The 18,660-nt window shown below is 63.7% G+C and carries 14 protein-coding genes; 1 reads left to right on the forward strand and 13 read right to left on the reverse strand.

Annotated elements, in window-relative coordinates; all coding sequences use genetic code 11:
* Window positions 1-3 precede the first annotated feature (3 nt).
* The 9 genes from L6D64_RS17610 to arcD (L6D64_RS17650) form a co-directional block, all read right to left on the reverse strand.
* Complete coding sequence (locus tag L6D64_RS17610) at window positions 4-1,380, reverse strand: L-serine ammonia-lyase (protein ID WP_176508674.1); 1,377 nt, start codon at window positions 1,378-1,380, stop codon at window positions 4-6.
* 94 nt (window positions 1,381-1,474) lie between these two features.
* Window positions 1,475-4,330, reverse strand: a complete 2,856-nt coding sequence (gcvP, locus tag L6D64_RS17615) for an aminomethyl-transferring glycine dehydrogenase (protein WP_176508673.1) — start codon at window positions 4,328-4,330, stop codon at window positions 1,475-1,477.
* 11 nt (window positions 4,331-4,341) lie between these two features.
* On the reverse strand, window positions 4,342-4,725 hold the full coding sequence (gene gcvH, locus L6D64_RS17620; protein WP_176508672.1) for a glycine cleavage system protein GcvH: 384 nt from the start codon (window positions 4,723-4,725) through the stop codon (window positions 4,342-4,344).
* A 373-nt stretch (window positions 4,726-5,098) separates the two neighbouring features.
* Window positions 5,099-6,613 (reverse strand): sigma-54-dependent transcriptional regulator, encoded by a 1,515-nt coding sequence (locus tag L6D64_RS17625; RefSeq protein WP_176508671.1) that lies wholly within the window; start codon window positions 6,611-6,613, stop codon window positions 5,099-5,101.
* An 81-nt stretch (window positions 6,614-6,694) separates the two neighbouring features.
* Window positions 6,695-7,063 carry a DUF5064 family protein gene (locus L6D64_RS17630; protein WP_176508670.1) on the reverse strand — a complete coding sequence of 123 codons (369 nt, stop codon included), beginning with the start codon at window positions 7,061-7,063 and terminating at the stop codon, window positions 6,695-6,697.
* A 53-nt stretch (window positions 7,064-7,116) separates the two neighbouring features.
* Window positions 7,117-8,046, reverse strand: a complete 930-nt coding sequence (gene arcC / locus L6D64_RS17635) for a carbamate kinase (RefSeq protein WP_054885982.1) — start codon at window positions 8,044-8,046, stop codon at window positions 7,117-7,119.
* Window positions 8,047-8,108: 62 nt separating this feature from the next.
* Complete coding sequence (locus L6D64_RS17640) at window positions 8,109-9,119, reverse strand: ornithine carbamoyltransferase (RefSeq protein WP_176508669.1); 1,011 nt, start codon at window positions 9,117-9,119, stop codon at window positions 8,109-8,111.
* Window positions 9,120-9,188: 69 nt separating this feature from the next.
* Window positions 9,189-10,442, reverse strand: coding sequence for an arginine deiminase (gene arcA, locus L6D64_RS17645; RefSeq protein ID WP_176508668.1), 1,254 nt, complete (start codon window positions 10,440-10,442; stop codon window positions 9,189-9,191).
* Between the two features lie 33 nt (window positions 10,443-10,475).
* Window positions 10,476-11,903 carry an arginine-ornithine antiporter gene (gene arcD, locus L6D64_RS17650; protein ID WP_176508667.1) on the reverse strand — a complete coding sequence of 476 codons (1,428 nt, stop codon included), beginning with the start codon at window positions 11,901-11,903 and terminating at the stop codon, window positions 10,476-10,478.
* Window positions 11,904-12,335: 432 nt separating this feature from the next.
* Between arcD (L6D64_RS17650) and arcD (L6D64_RS17655) the strand changes: the two genes are divergently transcribed.
* Window positions 12,336-13,763: an arginine-ornithine antiporter gene (gene arcD / locus L6D64_RS17655; RefSeq protein ID WP_176508666.1), complete on the forward strand. Its 1,428-nt coding sequence runs from the start codon at window positions 12,336-12,338 to the stop codon at window positions 13,761-13,763.
* Here arcD (L6D64_RS17655) and L6D64_RS17660 read toward each other — a convergent pair.
* The 4 genes from L6D64_RS17660 to L6D64_RS17675 form a co-directional block, all read right to left on the reverse strand.
* Entirely contained in the window at window positions 13,743-14,156 is a 414-nt protein-coding gene (locus L6D64_RS17660) for a YbaN family protein (RefSeq protein ID WP_054885987.1), read from the reverse strand. The two genes, arcD (L6D64_RS17655) and L6D64_RS17660, sit on opposite strands and share 21 nt — an antisense overlap.
* Window positions 14,157-14,208: 52 nt before the next feature.
* Entirely contained in the window at window positions 14,209-14,802 is a 594-nt protein-coding gene (locus L6D64_RS17665) for a biliverdin-producing heme oxygenase (protein WP_176508665.1), read from the reverse strand.
* Window positions 14,803-14,965: 163 nt separating this feature from the next.
* The gene (locus L6D64_RS17670) at window positions 14,966-17,551 is read right to left on the reverse strand and encodes a TonB-dependent receptor (protein ID WP_176508664.1); all 2,586 of its coding nucleotides are present in this window, start codon (window positions 17,549-17,551) and stop codon (window positions 14,966-14,968) included.
* A gap of 125 nt (window positions 17,552-17,676) precedes the next feature.
* A complete protein-coding gene (locus L6D64_RS17675; protein WP_176508663.1) occupies window positions 17,677-18,639 on the reverse strand; it encodes a FecR family protein in 963 nt (320 codons plus the stop codon).
* Between the last annotated feature and the right edge of the window lie 21 nt (window positions 18,640-18,660).

The raw sequence follows: 18,660 nt of genomic DNA on the forward strand, positions 1-18,660 counted from the left end.
GGGTCAACATTCGATGATGTTGACGGCCAGACCGCCGCGGGCGGTCTCCTTGTATTTGCTTTTCATGTCGGCGCCGGTCTGGCGCATGGTGCGGATCACCTTGTCGAGCGACACGTAGTGCTGCCCGTCGCCGCGCAGGGCCATGCGCACGGCATTGATGGCTTTCACCGAGCCCATGGCATTGCGCTCGATGCAGGGCACCTGAACCAGGCCGCCGATCGGGTCGCAGGTCAGGCCCAGGTTGTGCTCCATGCCGATTTCAGCGGCGTTTTCCACTTGTTGCGGGGTACCGCCCATCACTTCGCACAGGGCGCCTGCGGCCATCGAACAGGCCACGCCGACCTCGCCCTGGCAGCCGACCTCGGCCCCGGAAATCGAGGCGTTCTCCTTGTACAGGATGCCGATCGCCGCAGCGGTAAGCAGGAACCGCACAACGCCATCCTCGCTGGCACCCGGGACGAAGCGCATGTAGTAGTGCAGCACTGCGGGGACGATGCCCGCCGCGCCGTTGGTCGGTGCGGTGACCACACGCCCGCCGTAGGCGTTTTCCTCATTGACCGCCAGCGCGTAGAGATTGACCCAGTCGAGTACCGACAGGGCATCGCGCAGGCTGGCTTCCGGGTGACGGCTGAGCTGGCGGTACAACGCCGGAGCGCGGCGCTTGACCTTTAGCCCGCCGGGCAAGATGCCCTCATGGCGGCAGCCGGCCTCGACGCAGTCCTGCATGACTTGCCAGATGCGCAGCAGCCCGACGCGGGTCTCGGCTTCCGGGCGCCAGGCGGCCTCGTTGGCCAGCATCACCTGGCTGATCGACAGCTGCTGCGCGGTGCAATGGCCGAGCAGTTCCTTGGCGGTCTTGAACGGGTAGGCCAGCAGCGTGCTGTCCTCGACGATGCGGTCCTGGCCGGCAGCGTCCTCGTCGACCACGAAGCCGCCGCCCACCGAGTAGTACTCGCGGCTGCGGATTTGCAACCCGGCGTCATCGAATGCCCGAAAGATCATGCCGTTGGGGTGGTAGGCCAGGGGCTTGCGGATCATCGCCAGGTGCTGCTTCTCGTTGAAGGCGATGGTCTGCTCACCGAGCAGGCTGAGCTCGCCGCTGGCGCGAATGGCCTGCAGGCGCGCGGGGATGGATTCGGTGTCTACGGTATCAGGATATTCGCCTTGCAAACCGAGCAATACCGCCTTGTCGCTGCCGTGGCCTTTGCCGGTGGCACCGAGGGAGCCATACAGCTCGGCCTTGACGCAAACGGTACTGGCCAGCAGGCCATCGCGGCGCAGCCCTTCGGCAAAGCGTGCAGCGGCGCGCATCGGGCCGACCGTGTGGGAGCTGGAGGGGCCGATGCCGATCTTGAACAGGTCGAAGACGCTCAGTGACATGGTGACCTCCTGCCAGGTTCGTGGGGCGGACGGTGAACCCAGTGGGAGCGGGTAAACCCGCTCCTGCAAGGGCAGACGGCAAGCCTGGGAGCTATCAGGCGTCCTGATAGCTCTCGATCGACGGGCAGGCGCAGACCAGGTTGCGGTCGCCGAACACGTTGTCGACCCGGCCGACCGGCGGCCAGTACTTGCCTTCCACCAGGCTCGGCAGCGGGTACACCGCCTGCTCGCGGCTGTAGCCATGGGCCCATTCGCCAACAAGCTCGGCCGCGGTGTGCGGGGCGTTCTTCAGCGGGTTGTCGTCCTTGTCCAGGCTGCCGTTTTCCACCGCGCGAATCTCTTCGCGGATCTGGATCATCGCATCGCAGAAACGATCCAGTTCTTCCTTGGACTCGCTTTCGGTCGGTTCGATCATCAGCGTGCCGGCCACCGGGAACGACATGGTCGGGGCATGGAAACCGAAGTCGATCAGGCGCTTGGCCACGTCATCGACGCTGATGCCGCTGGTGTCCTTGAGCGGGCGCAGGTCGAGGATGCATTCGTGGGCGACCAGGCCGTTGCCACCGGTGTACAGGACAGGATAGTGCTCTTCCAGGCGGCGGGCGATGTAGTTGGCGTTGAGGATCGCCATCTGCGAAGCACGCTTGAGGCCGGCACCGCCCATCATGCGAATGTACATCCAGGTGATCGGCAGGATGCTTGCGCTGCCGAACGGCGCGGCACACACCGCGCCCTCGGTGTTTGCCAGCGCTGCGTGGCCTGGCAGGAATGGCGCCAGGTGCGACTTGACGCCGATCGGGCCGACGCCCGGGCCGCCGCCGCCGTGCGGGATGCAGAAGGTCTTGTGCAGGTTCAGGTGCGACACGTCGCCGCCGAACTTGCCTGGGGCGCAGAGGCCGACCATGGCATTCATGTTGGCGCCGTCGATGTAAACCTGGCCGCCGTTGTCGTGAATGATCGCGCAGATTTCGCCGATCGCTTCCTCGAACACGCCATGGGTCGAAGGGTAGGTGATCATGATCGCGGCCAGGCGCTCGCGGTGCTCGATGGCCTTGGCCCGCAGGTCCTCGACATCGACGTTGCCACGGGCGTCACAGGCGGTGACCACCACGCGCATGCCGGCCATGTGCGCGGTCGCCGGGTTGGTGCCGTGGGCCGAAGACGGGATCAGGCAGATGTCGCGGTGGCCTTCGCCACGGCTGCGGTGGTAGGCACGGATGGCCAACAGGCCTGCGTACTCACCCTGGGAGCCGGCGTTGGGCTGCAGCGACACGGCGTCGTAGCCGGTGGCGGCGCAGAGCATGGCCTCCAGCTCGTTGGTCATCTGCAGGTAGCCTTGGCTCTGCGCGGCCGGGGCGAACGGGTGCAGGTTGCCGAATTCGGCCCAGGTCACCGGGATCATTTCGCTGGCAGCGTTGAGCTTCATGGTGCACGAGCCCAGCGGGATCATGCTGCGGTCCAGCGCCAGGTCCTTGTCGGCCAGGCGGCGCAGGTAGCGCATCAGCTCGGTTTCGCTGTGGTAGCGGTTGAACACCGGGTGTTGGAGGATTGCCGACTGGCGCAGCAGCGCGGCCGGCAGGCGCGAGCCGGTGCTGGCGGCCAGGGCGGCGAAGTCAGGCTGGGCCTGGTCAGCGCCGAACAGTTGCCAGAGCGCCTCGACGTCGGCCTGGGTGCTGGTTTCGTCGAGCGACAGGCCAAGGTGAGCGGCGTCGATCTGGCGCAGGTTGATGCGCTGGGCGCGGGCCTTGTCGTGCAGGCTGGCGGTGGCGCTGCCGGTGGCCAGGGTCAGGGTGTCGAAGGCGGTTTCGCCAACCACTTCCAGGCCCAGGGCTTTGAGGCCTGCGGCCAGAATCGCAGTCAGGGCGTGGGTGCGTTCGGCAATGCGCTTGAGGCCGGCCGGGCCGTGGTACACGGCGAACATGCTGGCGATGTTGGCCAGCAGCACCTGGGCGGTGCAGATGTTGCTGGTGGCCTTCTCACGGCGAATGTGCTGTTCGCGGGTTTGCATGGCCAGGCGCAGGGCGGTCTTGCCGAAGCGGTCGATCGACACACCGACCAGGCGGCCCGGCATGTCGCGCTTGAAGGCATCACGCGTGGCGAAATACGCCGCGTGCGGGCCACCGAAGCCCAGTGGCACGCCGAAGCGTTGGGCGCTGCCGATGGCCACGTCGGCGTCGAATTCGCCCGGCGGGGTCAGCAGGGTCAGGGCCAGCAGGTCGGCGGCAACCGCGACCAGGGCGTTGGCGGCGTGGAAACGCTCGACCACTGCGCGGTAGTCGAACACTTCGCCGTTGCTGGCCGGGTATTGCAGCAGGGCGCCGAAGAAGGCACTGACATCGCCCAGCTCACGTTCGTCGCCGACCACGATCTCGATGCCCAGTGGCTCGGCACGGGTGCGCAGCACGTCGAGGGTCTGCGGGTGGCAGTGCACGGAGGCGAAGAACGCGTGGCTGGCCTTGTTCTTCGACAGGCGTTTGCAGAAGGTCATGGCTTCGGCAGCGGCAGTCGCTTCGTCGAGCAAGGATGCGTTGGCGATCGGCAGGCCGGTGAGGTCGCTGATCAGGGTCTGGAAGTTCAGCAACGCTTCCAGGCGGCCCTGGGAGATTTCGGGCTGGTACGGGGTGTAGGCGGTGTACCAGGCTGGGTTTTCCAGCAGGTTGCGCAGGATCGGTGCCGGGGTATGGGTGTTGTAGTAGCCCTGGCCGATGTAGCTCTTGAACAGCTCGTTCTTGCCGGCGATGGCTTTGAGCGCAGCGAGGGCATCGGCCTCGCTCTGGCCGTCTTCCGAGCCGAGCACGCTGGTGCCCTTGATGCTGTCCGGGATGACGGCGGCGCTCATGGCGTCCAGCGAGTCGAAGCCCAGGGTGGCGAGCATGGCTTGCTCGTCAGCGGCGCGCGGGCCGATGTGACGGGGGATGAATTCGTTGGCGGTGCCGAGGTTGATGGTCATGGTCGGATTCCTCAGGCGTCGTCGTTGGCTTTGATCAGGCGGTCATAGGCGTCCTGGTCCAGCAGGGCTTCGACTTCAGCCATGTCGGCAGGCTTGAAGCGGAAGAACCAGCCGTCGCCCAGCGGGTCTTCGTTGACCAGCTCGGGGCTGTCATTGAGGCCTTCGTTGACTTCGAGCACTTCGCCGGTCAGGGGCATGTACACGCCGCTGGCAGCTTTTACCGACTCGACGGTGGACGCTTCGCTGCCTTTCTCATACTGCTGCAACTCAGGCAGTTGCACAAAAACCACATCGCCAAGGGCGTTCTGGGCGTAGGCGGTGATGCCCACGGTGACGCTGCCGTCGGCTTCGACGCGCAGCCATTCGTGATCTTCGGTGAAACGCAACTCGCTCATGGGGAATCCTCGGGAAGCAGGGCGTTGGGCGCGGTGCATCCGCGCTCTTGGGTTGGGATTCCATAAGCAATAATGCGGCCATTCCTGAAAATGCGTTATTAATCAATTAGTTATAGAGATTCTGTGATCATTCTTGAAATCTCTTGGAATGAAAACGCTACAGTTGGCGAGAAAGAGAAAAGGGTTTGGGGATCAAACCCTTGCGCAGAGGGATATGCAGGAGCCTGTACTGATTTCGATACGATGTACTTAAATCAATACAAGGAAGGCTGTTGGCTCAGTTTGCGATGAAAAACGGCAGTGCCAGGTACAGCTTGATGATGAAACCTTGAAGCCCCTTCGCGGGGTAATCTGCGAAGGGGTGATGGTCGCATTATTCAATTTTCGTTTTGGGAATCCCATACTTGCGCAACCGCTGCGCAATCGCGGTATGCGAGGTCTGCAGACGCCCCGCCAATTGCCGGGTCGAGGGGTAACTGGCATATAACCGTTGCAGCAGTTCACGCTCGAAATCGCCCACCGCCTGCTCCAGGCTGGCCACGTCGCCGTCCTGCCCACGCGCCACCGAAGTCCCGGCAATGTCCAGGTCTCCGATATCCACCAGATTGCTCTCGCAGATCGCCGCCGCGCGGAAAATCACGTTCTGCAGTTGCCGCACGTTGCCGGGCCAAGGGTTGGCCAGCAGCGCCGCATGGGTGGCCGGGGTGAGGCGGCAAGGTGGGCGCTGAATCTGCGTGCAGGCCTGCTGCATGAAGTAATGCGCCAGCATGAGGATGTCCTGGCCACGATCACGCAGCGGCGGTACCTGCAGGTTGAGCACATTCAGCCGGTAGAACAGGTCTTCACGGAAGGTGCCTTCGGCGACCATGCGCTCGAGGTCACGGTGGGTGGCGCTGATGATGCGCACGTCCACCTTCACCTCGCGGTCGCCACCTACCCGGCGGAAGCTGCCGTCGCTGAGAAAACGCAGCAGCTTGGCCTGCAGGTAGGGCGACATCTCGCCAATCTCATCGAGAAACACCGTGCCCTGGTTGGCCAGCTCCATCAACCCCGGCTTGCCACCGCGCTGGGCGCCGGTGAAGGCGCCTGGGGCGTAGCCGAACAGTTCGCTCTCGGCCAGGCTTTCGGGCAGCGCAGCGCAGTTCAGGGCGAGGAATGGCGCTGCCTGACGGCTGCTGATGGCATGGCAGGCGCGGGCCACCAGTTCCTTGCCGGTACCGGTTTCGCCGTGCACCAGCAGCGGCGCGTCGAGGGCGGCCACGCGCAGGGCGCGGGCCTTGAGGGTGCGGATCGCCGGGGACTCGCCCAGCAGCGCATCGAAGCCTTCGGCGTGGTCGTGATGCAGGGCCGACAGGCGCTCACCCATACGGTTGGGCGGGTAGAGGGTCAGCAGGCCTCCGGCGTTGGTGATCGGCGAGGCGTCCAGCAACAGGCTCTGGCCGTTGAGCTGCATCTCGCGCATCGGCAGGTGGAAGTTGTTGTCCAGCAGCGCCTGCAGCAGACCGGGGTCGCCGAACAGCTCACTCACGGAACGTCCCGCGGACTCGCGACCGCACAGGGCGATCAGCGCCGGGTTGGCCAGCAGCACCTTGCCGGCGCTGTCGACCGCCAGCACCGGGTCGCTCATGGCGGCCAGCAAGGCGTCGAGTTGCAGGTGGCGGCGCTGGCCGGGGAGGATGTCGACCACCTCAACCGACTGCACGCCACGCACTTCGAACAGCGCGTCGTGAAGTTCTTCGAGGACTGCCGGGCTGAGGGTCGGGGCGTCGATGTAGACGTTTGGCGGGACCATTTCCACGGCGTCCAGGTTGAGGTTGCGGGCACCGAGCAGGGCGAGGACTTCCTGGGTGATACCGACGCGGTCGATGAAGCTGACGTGGATGCGCATGGTGGGCGGGAGTTGTGGCCAGGGAAGGCGGTAGTATGCCTTAACATCGTCGGGGCCGCGTTGCGGCCCCAGGATCATGCTTCACTCGAGGTGTTCAGGCTTGATCGGGTCGCCCGATTTTACGTCCAGCTTCTGGCGAATGTCTTCGAACATGGCGTCGTACAGCTTGTGTGGCGAACCCAGCGTTTCGAACTTCTGGTGTGGGGCGAGATAAGACTGGGCCTTGCGCGAGGCGACCATGAGGAAGCTTGGCAACACCTGGTCCTTGGCCAGGAAGAACTGTTCATCGACGGTCTTGCCCTCGATGCTGCCATGCATGCGGAACTGGATGCCTCTGCCTTCCTTGGGGTCTGAAAACGCTTCGTACTCGATATTGAGGTCGTAACTGTGGTCGTTCTTGGTCAGCGCAGTGCGCTCGATATGTACATGACCGGGGTGGAACTGGGCCATGGCAAACTCCTCCGGAAGGTAAATGGCGGGCCCCGTCAGCCCGCCCACTGCAATCAACGGTAGCTGATACCTGGCTTTTCGGTGCTCACACGGGTGCCGGCGGTGCCTTTGACGATGCCTTCAATATTTTCCAGCGAGCTGATCACCGCCACTTTGCCAGTGTGACGGGCAAAGTCGCAGGCTGCTTGCACCTTAGGCCCCATGGAACCGGCCGCAAAGCCAAGGCGTTCGAGCTCGTCGGGATGGGCCTGGGCGATGGCTTTCTGCGTCGGCTTGCCCCAGTCAATGTAGGCGCCATCGACGTCGGTGGCGATTACCAGAAGGTCGGCTTCCAGCTGTTCGGCCAGCAGCGCCGAGCACAGGTCCTTGTCGATCACTGCCTCGATGCCTTTGAGCTTCTTGTTTTCGTCGTACATGGTGGGGATGCCGCCACCGCCAGCGCAGATCACGATGCTGCTCTTTTCCAGCAGCCACTTGATCGGACGGATTTCGAAGATGCGCTTGGGTTTCGGGCTGGCGACCACGCGGCGGTACTTGTCGCCGTCGGCCTTGACCACCCAGCCTTTTTCCTTGGCCAGGCGCTCGGCCTCTTCCTTGCTGTAGACCGGGCCGATGAACTTGCTCGGGTCCTTGAAGGCTGGGTCGTTGGCATCCACTTCCACTTGGGTCAGGAGGGTGGCGAACGGTACTTCGAAGTCCAGCAGGTTGCCCAGCTCCTGTTCGATCATGTAGCCGATCATGCCTTCGGTCTCGGCGCCGAGCACATCCAGCGGGTAGGCCTCGTCGGGCTTGTACGACAGGCCTTGCAGGGCCAGCAGGCCGACCTGCGGGCCGTTGCCGTGGGCGATGACCAGTTCGTTGCCAGGATGGATCTTGGCGATCTGTTCGGTGGCCGTGCGGATATTGGCGCGCTGGTTGTCAGCGGTCATGGGTTCGCCACGGCGCAGGAGGGCGTTGCCGCCCAGTGCAACAACGATACGCATGGGGAATGTCCTTTAACGAAGAGGGAAGGGCGCCGCCCCATGGGCAGGGCGGCGCGGCCGGCTTAAAGGTCAGCCAGGGTCGAAACCAGGATCGCCTTGATGGTGTGCATGCGGTTTTCCGCTTGCTCGAAGGCAATGCACGCCGGCGACTCGAACACGTCATCGGTTACTTCGATGCCGTTGGCCAGGTCCGGATACTGTTCGGCAATCTGCTTGCCGACCTTGGTCTCGGAGTTGTGGAACGCCGGCAGGCAGTGCATGAACTTGGTCCGTGGGTTGCCGCTGGCTTTCATCAGCTCCTTGTTCACCTGGTAGGGCTTGAGCTGCTTGATGCGCTCGCCCCAGGCTTCGATCGGCTCGCCCATCGATACCCAGACGTCGGTGTGGATGAAGTCGACGCCCTTGACCGCAGCCTTGGGATCTTCGGTCAGGGTAATGCGCGCGCCGCTCTCTTCGGCATACTTGTGGCAACGCTCGACCAGGTCTTCATGTGGCCACAGCGCCTTGGGCGCGGCGATGCGCACGTCCATGCCAAGCTTGGCGCCTATCAACAGCAGCGAGTTGCCCATGTTGTTGCGGGCATCGCCCAGGTAGGCGTAGCTGATGTCGTGCAGTGGCTTGTCGCTGTGCTCGCGCATGGTCAGCACGTCGGCGATCATCTGGGTCGGGTGGTATTCGTCGGTCAGGCCGTTGAACACCGGCACGCCAGCGAACTTGGCCAGTTCTTCGACGATTTCCTGCTTGAAGCCGCGGTATTCGATGGCGTCGTACATGCGCCCGAGTACGCGGGCGGTGTCCTTCATGCTTTCCTTGTGGCCGATCTGCGAGGAGGTGGGGTCGATGTAGGTGACGTTGGCGCCCTGGTCATAGGCGGCGACTTCGAAGGCGCAGCGGGTACGGGTGGAGGTCTTCTCGAAGATCAGGGCGATGTTGTTGCCCTTCAGGTGCTGCTGCTCGGTGCCAGTGTACTTGGCGCGCTTGAGGTCGCGGGACAGGTCCAGCAGGTACTTCAGCTCGCGGGTGGTGTGGTGTTCGAGGCTGAGCAGGTTGCGGTTGTGAATGTTGAACGCCATGACTTTTCTCCTTGAGTTTGGTGAACGCACCGGCCGCCGCTTCGTGAGGGCGGCCGGGGGTAATGGTCGTTAGTAGTCGATGGGGTCGCGCACGATCGGGCAGGTCATGCAATGGCCGCCGCCACGGCCCCGGCCCAGTTCGCCGGCGCTGATGGTGATGACCTCGATGCCGGCCTTGCGCAGCAGGGTGTTGGTGTAGGTGTTGCGGTCGTAGCCAATGACCACGCCGGGTTCGATGGCCACCACGTTGTTGCCGTCATCCCACTGTTCGCGCTCGGCGGCGAAGCTGTTGCCGCCGGTCTCGACCACCCGCAACTTGACGCCCAGCTGCTCGCCCACCACCTCGATGAACGACTTGTCGATGCGCCGCACGTCCATGCCGTAGGGCTTACTCTCGTCCGGGCGGATGATGAACGGCACGATCTCTTTCACCACTTCCGGGAAGACCGTGACCAGGTCGCGGTCGCAGAAGCTGAACACGGTGTCCAGGTGCATGGCGGCACGCGACTTCGGCAGGCCGGCGACGATGACTTCCTTGACCGCGCCCTTGGCGAACAGGTTGCGTGCCAGTTGGCCGATGGCCTGGCGCGAGGTGCGCTCGCCCATGCCGATCAGCACGATGCCCTTGCCGATCGGCATCACGTCCCCCCCTTCGAGGGTGGATTGGCCGTGGTCCTTGTCCGGATCGCCGTACCACACCTGGAAATCGGCGTTGGTGAATTCCTTGTGGAACTTGTAGATGGCGGTGGTCAGCAGGGTTTCCTGGCGTCGCGCCGGCCAGTACATCGGGTTGAGGGTCACCCCGCCGTAGATCCAGCAGGTGGTGTCACGGGTGAACTGGGTGTTGGGCAGCGGAGGCAGGATGAAACTGGAATGGCCCAGGTAGTCGTTGTACATCTTGACCACGTCGGCACCTGCGCTCTGTGGCAGGTCCTGGCCGGCCACGCCGCCGATCAGGAACTCGGCCAGGTGGCGGGGCTCCTGGCCTTCGAGCCAGCTGCGTACCTCGTTGTTCAGGCCCACGCCCACGGTGTCATCGGTGATCTTGCGGTCGAGGATCCACTTCAGGGCTTCGGGCTGCTGGACGATGTCGGTCAGCAGGTTGTGCATCTCCAGCACATCGACGCCACGCTCGCGCATCTTGGTGACGAAGTCGAAATGGTCACGCTTGGCCTGGTCGACCCAGATCACGTCATCGAACAGCAACTCGTCACAGTTGCTTGGCGTCAGCCGCTTGTGCGCCAGGCCGGGGGCGCAAACCATTACCTTGCGCAGCTTGCCGGCTTCGGAGTGGACACCGTACTTCTGTTTTTCAGCGGACATGGTTTCATTCCTCCAATTGAACGAAGACGTGGGTCAAAGGGTCAGGAAGCCGTCATACAGGCCGAAGGCTGCCACCAGGGCACCGATGACCACGGCTGCGAAGATCAGTTTTTCCACGTTGGTGAAGATGGGTTGGCCCACCTCGCGCTTGGCCTTGGCGAACAGGATCGCGCCAGGGGCATAGAGCAGGGCCGAGAGCAGCAGGTATTTCACGCCGCCGGCATACAGCAGCCAAATGGCGTACAGCAGCGCGATGCCGCCGATGATCAGGTCCTTCTGCCGCTCGGCAAGGGCCTGCTCATAGGTTTCGCTGCGCAGTGCCAGCAGGAAGGCATAAGCCGCCGACCACAGGTAAGGCACCAGGATCATCGAGGTGGCGAGGTAGATCAGCGACAGGTAGGTACTGTTGGAGAACAGGGTGATGACCAGGAAAATCTGCACCATGGCGTTGGTCAGCCACAGGGCGTTGGCCGGCACATGGTTGGCGTTCTCGCGGCGCAGGAACTCCGGCATGGTGTGGTCCTTGGCGGCGGCGAACATGATCTCGGCGCACAGCAGCACCCACGAGAGCAGGGCCCCGAGCAGCGAGATGATCAGGCCGACGCTGATCAGCACCGCGCCCCAGTGGCCGACCACGTGTTCAAGCACTGCGGCCATCGACGGGTTCTGCAACTTGGCCAGTTCCGGCTGGGTCATGATGCCCAGCGACAGCACGTTGACCAGCACCAGGAACAGCAACACGGTGACGAAGCCGATGACCGTGGCCTTGCCCACGTCGGAGCGTTTTTCCGCCCGGGACGAGAAGATGCTCGCGCCCTCGATGCCGATGAACACCCACACGGTGACCAGCATCATGTTGCGCACCTGGTTCATCACGCTGCCCAGGTCTGGTGTGCCCACCGCCCAGATGTCGGCGGTGAAGATGTCGAGTTTGAAGGCGAACAGGCAGATCAAGGCGAACAGCAACAGCGGTACGACCTTGGCCACGGTGGTGATCAGGTTGATGAACGCCGCTTCCTTGATGCCACGCAGTACCAGGAAGTGAACGGCCCAGAGCAGCACCGAGGCGCCGATGATCGCCGCCGGGGTGTTGCCTTCGCCGAAGATCGGGAAGAAGTAGCCCAGGGTGCTGAACAGCAGCACGAAGTAACCGACGTTGCCCAGCCAGGCACTGATCCAGTAGCCCCAGGCTGAAGAGAAGCCCATGTAATCGCCGAAGCCGGCCTTGGCATAGGCGTACACACCGCCATCCAGGTCAGGCTTGCGGTTGGCCAGGGTCTGGAAGACGAACGCAAGGGTCAGCATGCCGACCGCCGTGATCGCCCAGCCGATCAGGACTGCACCCACGCCAGCACTGGCGGCCATGTTTTGCGGCAGCGAGAAGATCCCGCCGCCAATCATCGAGCCGACCACAAGTGCAACTAACGCGCCGAGCTTTAGTTTTCCGGATGAATCAGACATTTAACAACTCCTGCCAGGAGAAAGTTGACGACAGAATAAATCCGACGCCGGGGCCACGACCTGACTTGCGTCAGTTCTTGGCTACGCGAGGGTAGGAAATTTCCTTCGCGCGGCTCCTGGAAGTGCCGATAGCTATGCTGCAGGCCTTGCGAGCTGGCACCTCCATGTACGACTAGAGCAAACGCTCTGTTTAGCCTGCGATTTTTGAAGCTAGCCGTTTTTACCGCTTTCGCAAATTTTTCACGAAAATACCGAGTTTTATCAGATGCTTTGCTAGTTGCTTGGCAGGTGCTAGTTTTTAAGGGCGCAGGTTGATAGACATTGTGGTTATGAGTGCAACAGGTCTAAGGGTTTTAGCCATATAAGTAACCGTGTTTATATGGCGCCCATGTCTGTTGCAAACGCATGACAGCTCGGAAAAAAGGGAGCCCCATGAGCGAACCGGGACAAAAGCTGCGTCTGGGTGCACTGATCGCACTGGTGGTCGGCTCGATGATTGGCGGCGGGATCTTCTCGCTGCCGCAGAACATGGCAGCACGCGCCGACGTCGGAGCCGTGCTGATCGGCTGGGCGATCACTGCGGTGGGCATGCTGGCACTGGCGTTCGTGTTCCAGACCCTGGCCAACCGCAAGCCCGAACTGGATTCGGGGGTCTACGCCTACGCCAAGGCCGGGTTCGGCGAATACATGGGGTTCTCCTCGGCCTGGGGTTACTGGATCAGTGCCTGGCTGGGCAACGTCGGCTACTTCGTCCTGCTGTTCAGCACCCTGGGCTTCTACTTTCCGGTGTTTGGCGAAGGCAACACGCCGATTGCCATCGGCTGCGCCTCGTTGTTGTTGTGGGCAGTGCATTTTCTGGTGCTGCGTGGCATCAAGGAAGCGGCGTTCATCAACCAGGTGACCACCGTGGCCAAGGTGGTGCCCCTGCTGATCTTCGTGGTTATCGCCGCCTTTGCTTTCCGCGCAGACATCTTTACCCGTGATATCTGGGGCATGAGCAACCCAGAGTTCGGCAATGTGCTGGACCAGGTGCGCAACATGATGCTGGTCACGGTGTTCGTGTTCATCGGTATCGAAGGTGCCAGTGTGTATTCCGGGCGGGCGCAGCGCCGTTCCGACGTCGGCAAGGCCACGGTGATCGGCTTTCTCGGCGTGCTGGCGCTGCTGGTGCTGGTCAACGTGCTGTCGCTGGGCGTGATGACCCAGCCGGAGCTGGCCGGGTTGCAGAATCCGTCGTTGGCCTCGGTGCTGGAGCATATCGTCGGCCCTTGGGGCGGCCTGTTGATCAGCCTCGGCCTGGCCGTGTCGTTGCTGGGGGCGTTGCTCTCTTGGGCACTGTTGTGTGCCGAGATCCTCTATGCCACCGCTCGCGACAAGACCATGCCGCGCTTCCTGGCCAAGGAAAACGCCAACCACGTGCCGGCCAATGCCCTGTGGCTGACGAACTGCATGATCCAGGGCTTCCTGCTGATCACGCTGGTTTCAGCGGGGACTTACACGAGCCTGATCTACCTGGCGTCGTCGATGATTCTGGTGCCCTACCTGTGGTCGGCGGCGTACGCGGTGCTGCTGGCCTGGCGCGGGGAAAGCTACGAAGGGCGGGCAGGGCTGCGGCGCAAGGACCTGCTGGTGGCAGCGCTGGCGTTGCTCTACGCGGTGTGGCTGTTGTATGCGGGCGGCCTCAAGTACTTGCTGCTGTCAGCACTGCTCTACGCCCCAGGGGTCATCCTGTTTGCCCGGGCCAAGCACGAGCAAGGGCAGGCGCTGTTCACCGCCTGGGAAAAACTGATTTTCGCGGCAGTGCTGGCGGGTGCGGCACTGGCTGCCTACCTGCTGTATTCAGGGCTGTTGAGCCTGTGAAGCAGCCGGGCAGGGCTGCTCCGGGCGCGACCAGATCCACAGGTTGCCCAGGGTCATGCCGGCAATTGCCAGAAACACTGGCCAGTGGTGATCGAGGAAGACCAGCATCAGGCCCGCGCACAGCAGCATGCTGACGGTGGCACTGACCTTGGCACGGCGCTGGATCACCTTGCCATTGCGCCAGTTGTACAGGATCGGCCCGAACAGGCGGTGGTTCTCCAGCCAGGCGGACAAGCGCGGCGAGCTGCGCGTCGCCGCCCAGGCAGCCAGCAGGATGAACTCGGTGGTCGGCAGGCCGGGGATGACGATGGCGACCAGGCCTATCCCCAAGCTTACGTAAGCCAGGATGCCATACAGCAGGCGGGACAGTTTGGAGCGGGCGGGTCGGGTCATGGTCTCACTGCATGAACGTCCGGCTACCGGGGAGGTAGCCGGTTGATGCGTCTCAAGCCAGCGCGGCATCGGCGGCGTAGGCATGTTTAAGCAGTTCGGTGAAGCGCTCGAAGGCGGCAACCGCAGCGCGCTCGGCGGCGGCATCTTGCTCGGCTGACAACGCCAGGCCATCGAGGATGCGGGTGAACTGCTTCCAGCCTTCGGCGCGGCCACCGGCCGGCTCGCCGAGGTGGCGGGCACCGAAACTGTCGGACAATCCCAGGGCCACGGCACGCTTGATCAAAAACGCAGCGCCAAGTTTGGAGCCTTCCGAGACGAAGATCCAGCCCATGGCTTCACCCAGGCTCGGATCGCGCAGGGCGCCGGGCACTGCGGCCGGGATTTCGGTATTCAGGTCGGCCAGGTCCAGGCGGGCCTGATCGGCGCGGCAGCGCTCGGCCAGATCGGGGACGATGGCGTTCAGTTGCGGGTCGTTGTACAGCGCTTGCAGTTCGGCCTGGAACAGGTACTGGGCGACGACGAAGCGAGCGAAGCTCTCTCGGCTGTCGAACGGCGCGTGGGACTTGACCAGGGCGTCGAGCTCGCTGTGTGGAGCGTGGGTGGCCTGGTTCAGGCGTTGCGAGCGCAGGGCAGGGCGATCGGTCATGGGCGTGTCCTTGGTGAATGAGGGCGTCTAGTGACAAGACGAAACAGCGGGGCTGGGACAGTAAAAAAATGGCTCTGTGGTGATTTTTTGCAGCGCCTGTGAGATCGAGCACCGCGCGGGCGGCGCTCGCTCTCACAGGCGCAACAATGCTCAAGCCTTACCGTCAGATATCCCACACCACATTGACGGCGAAATTGCGCCCCGGCATGGTCAGGCGGTCGAGGTTGGCCGGCTGGGTCACGCCCGCTTCACCCTGGCCGTCGTAGCCACGCACCGAATCCCATTGCCAGTATTTCTTGTCGGTCAGGTTGTACAGCCCGGCGTTGACGGTGACGTCGTCGGTCACTTTGTAGAAGCCGCTCAGGTCGAGCACGCCGTAGCCCGGGGTGCGGAACTGCGAGCTCTGACCGTCCGGCGCGAAGAAGGTGGTGTCGTCGACGCGGGTCTTGCGCTTGACCAGGGTCCAGCTCAGCAGGCCGCCATAGTTGGACTGCTCGTAGCCCAAACCGAACACGCCGGTCAGCGGGTTGACGCTGTTCAGCGGTTGACCGTTGTCATCGTTGCGGCCCTGGGCATAGGCGATCGAGGCCTGGGTATACAGGCCCTGCGGCGCACCGAAGTGGTCGAGGTTCAGGCGGCCCTTGAGTTCGGCGCCCTTGATGGTGGCATGCTTGATGTTGTTGGCCTGGAACGTGGTTTCCAGGTTGGCCGACTGCACGGCGTCTTCGTCGATGAAGTCGCGGTACTTGTTGTAGAACACCGCCACGTCGAAGTTGCCGGCGTCGAAGTTGCCACGCAGGCCGGTTTCGTAGCTCTTGCTCTTTTCCGGCTCGAGCCCGGGGTTGCCCTGCACGCTGTAGCCCAAGGTCGGGTTTTCGAAGCGCCCGTACATCGACTTGGCTGTCGGGGTGCGGAAGCCTTCGGCGTACTGGCCATACCAGGTGTAGTTGTCGTTGAAGGCGTAGGTCAGACCGAACTTGGGCGAGACGCGGTGCCATTTCTTGTCCGAGTCGTCGAGGCTGCTCGGGGCGGTGCCTGAGCCCTGGATGCCACGCAGGAACTCCTCGGTGAACTTGGGCTCCATGCGCGTGTAGTCGTAGCGCGCGCCGGGCATGAAGGTCCAGTTGTTCCAGCGGATTTCATCCTGCACGAACAGGCTGTAGGTGTTCACGGTCGGGTCCGGGAAGTCGCTGACCAGCGCCTGGGCATCGCTGGTGCTGACCTGGCCGATGGTGCGGCAGGTGCCACCGACTGCCAGGCAGGTGCCGGTACCGCTACGCGAACCGGTGACCTTCTCGTGCTTGAGGGTGGTGCCGTAGGTCAGCAGGTGGTCGGTGGCGCCGATGCTGAAGGCCTTGTCCAACTGGGCGTCGAACACCCACTGGCGGTCCTTGTAGGTGGTGTCGCGGGTGCGCAGCACGGTGCGGCTGAACGGGAAGTAGACTTCCTCGGTGCTCTGGTCGGTCTTGGCCACCTGGTAGTTCAAGCTCCACTTGATGTGGTCCGCGACCAGCGAGTCCAGGCCGAACTCATGGTTGATGCCGAAGCGCTCGCGGGTCACCGTGTCGTTGCCGCTGCGGCTGCGGTACATGCCCAGGCCGGTGCCGTTGGTGAACGGGCCACCGACGGCGCTGAGGATGTTCTGGTCGCGGTCATCCTTGTAACGCTCGTAGGTCAGCCCCAGGCGGGCATCGTCGGCGTAATTCCAGCCCAGCTTGGCCAGCACGTTGGTGGTGCGCACGTCTTCCGGGTTGGCCTCGGTGCGCGACAGGCCGGTGCCGCCGTGGCTACCGTAGGATTCGGTCTCGTGCCCGTTGCGCTGGCTCAGGTGCAGCAGGCCGTCGAAATCACCCGTGCGGCCTGCCACCGTTGCCGAGGTCAGCCAGCTGTCATCGGCCGAGCTGTAGCCGGTCTTCAGGCGCGCGCCCACATCCTTGCCAGGCTTGATGATGTCGTCCGGGTCGAGGGTGAAGTAGCTCACCGCGCCGCCGATGGCGTTGCTGCCGTACAGCACAGAAGCCGGGCCGCGGAGGATTTCCACACGCTTGACGATTTCGGGGTCGACGTAATTGCGCTGGGTCTGGGCGTAGGGGCCGTAGAAAAAGCTGTCGGGGATCGACACGCCGTCGACCTGGGTGAGCACGCGCTCGCCATCGATGCCGCGGATGTTGTAGCCGTTCAGGCCACTGCGCTGGCCGGTGCCCGCTACCGACACACCCGGTTCGTAACGTACCAGCTCCTGGATGTTGTTGACGTTTTGCCGGTCCAGTTGCTCGCGGGTCTGCACGGTCACGGTGCTCGGTACCTGGCTCACGTCCTGGGCGTTACGGGTGGCGCTGACGGTCATCTGCTGCAGGGCGATGACGTTGCCCGCCGTCTGGCGTTCGAGCACCACGTTACCGTTGCTGATCTTGCGGAAGCTCAGGCCCGTGCCCTGGAGCAGGCGCTTGAGTGCGGCCTCCGCTGGCAGCGCCCCCTGCACGCCCGGCGATGCCACGCCGTCGGCCAGTTCGGCGCTGAAGCCAACCTGCCAGCCGGTGACCTTGCTGAAGGCATTGATGGCTTCGACCAAAGGCTGCTGGGCAATGCTGAAGCGGTAATCGCCCATGCGTGGGCTGCTGGCCTGGGCCGGTTCGGCGGCCAGCGCCGGCAGGCTGCAGGCACCGCTGGCGAGTAGCGCCAGGGTCAGCAGCGACAGTTGACCGGTACGGCGAGGACGTGTGGACGGGCGAGATGGACCTGTGAACATCGAAAGCGCTCCCTGACGCGCGAACTGCTATAGGTGATGACCGTTCTTGTTTTCAAACAAGAATCAGTTGCATTGGCTATAACGAGACGGGCGGGGTTGCGCGATCGCGTAAAAAAACTTGTCGGTCAGTTGATGATCACGACGGCGGGGAATTCGTGCAGCTGCGCAGACGTGATATGGGCCAGGGCGCGTAGCGTTTCCAGCGGCTGGTCGAGACGGTAGTTGCCGGTCACCGCCATGTCGCCGAGGTGGTCGTTGCGGTTGATGATCCAGCCGGGGTAATAGCGCCGCACTTCCGCCAGCACCTGGCTCAACGGGCAGTTCTCGAACACCAGGCGGCCGTCGACCCAGGCCAGGTCCTTGTGCATGTCCGGGCGCTGGCGCTGGCCGAAACCGTGCGGGCCGACACTGATGCTGTCGCCGGCACTGAGGCGAATGCGCTGGTCGCTGGCGGCTTGCAGGTCGACGTCGCCGCGCTGCACGCGAACCTGAGCCTCGCCATCGAGGTAGCGCACGGCGAAATCGGTGTCGCGCACGTGCGCACGCACGGGCCCCGCCTGCACTTCCAGCGGCAACTTGGCGCCACCGGGCACCTGGAAGTACGCCTCGCCTTGCAGCAGGCGTGCGACCTGGCGGCCGCCCTGCTGGTCGCTGGCGAAGGCGGAATTGGTGTTGAGCAGGACCTTGGCACCGTCATCCAGCTCCAGGCGCTGGCGCTCGCCGACCACGGTCAGGTGGTCCGCCTGCAGGCGCACCGGCAGGTTGCCGAACGTGAACAGCCCGACCAGCAGCACGGCGGCGGTCGCCAGTGGCTTCCAGTGCGCACGCAGGCGCCCACGCAGCGAGCGGCGTTGATGCTGGTGCAAGTGCAGGGCAGCCTGGCGCAGCGGGGTGCCGTTCCACAAGGCTTCGGCCTCGACGTAGGCTGCGGCGTTTTCTGGGGCTGCGCTGAGCCATTGTTCGAAGGCGAGGGTATCGGCCTCGCTGGCGCATTGCAGGCGCACGAGCCATTCCAGCGCCTCGTCCAGCGCACGGGCGCGGGCGTCGGGCCCGGTAGCTGACGAGCGAGTGACGGGGCTGTCGGTCACGGTGGGTCCTTGCAGCAATTT

Source organism: Pseudomonas urethralis (assembly GCF_021602465.1).
Classification (GTDB): domain Bacteria; phylum Pseudomonadota; class Gammaproteobacteria; order Pseudomonadales; family Pseudomonadaceae; genus Aquipseudomonas; species Aquipseudomonas vlassakiae.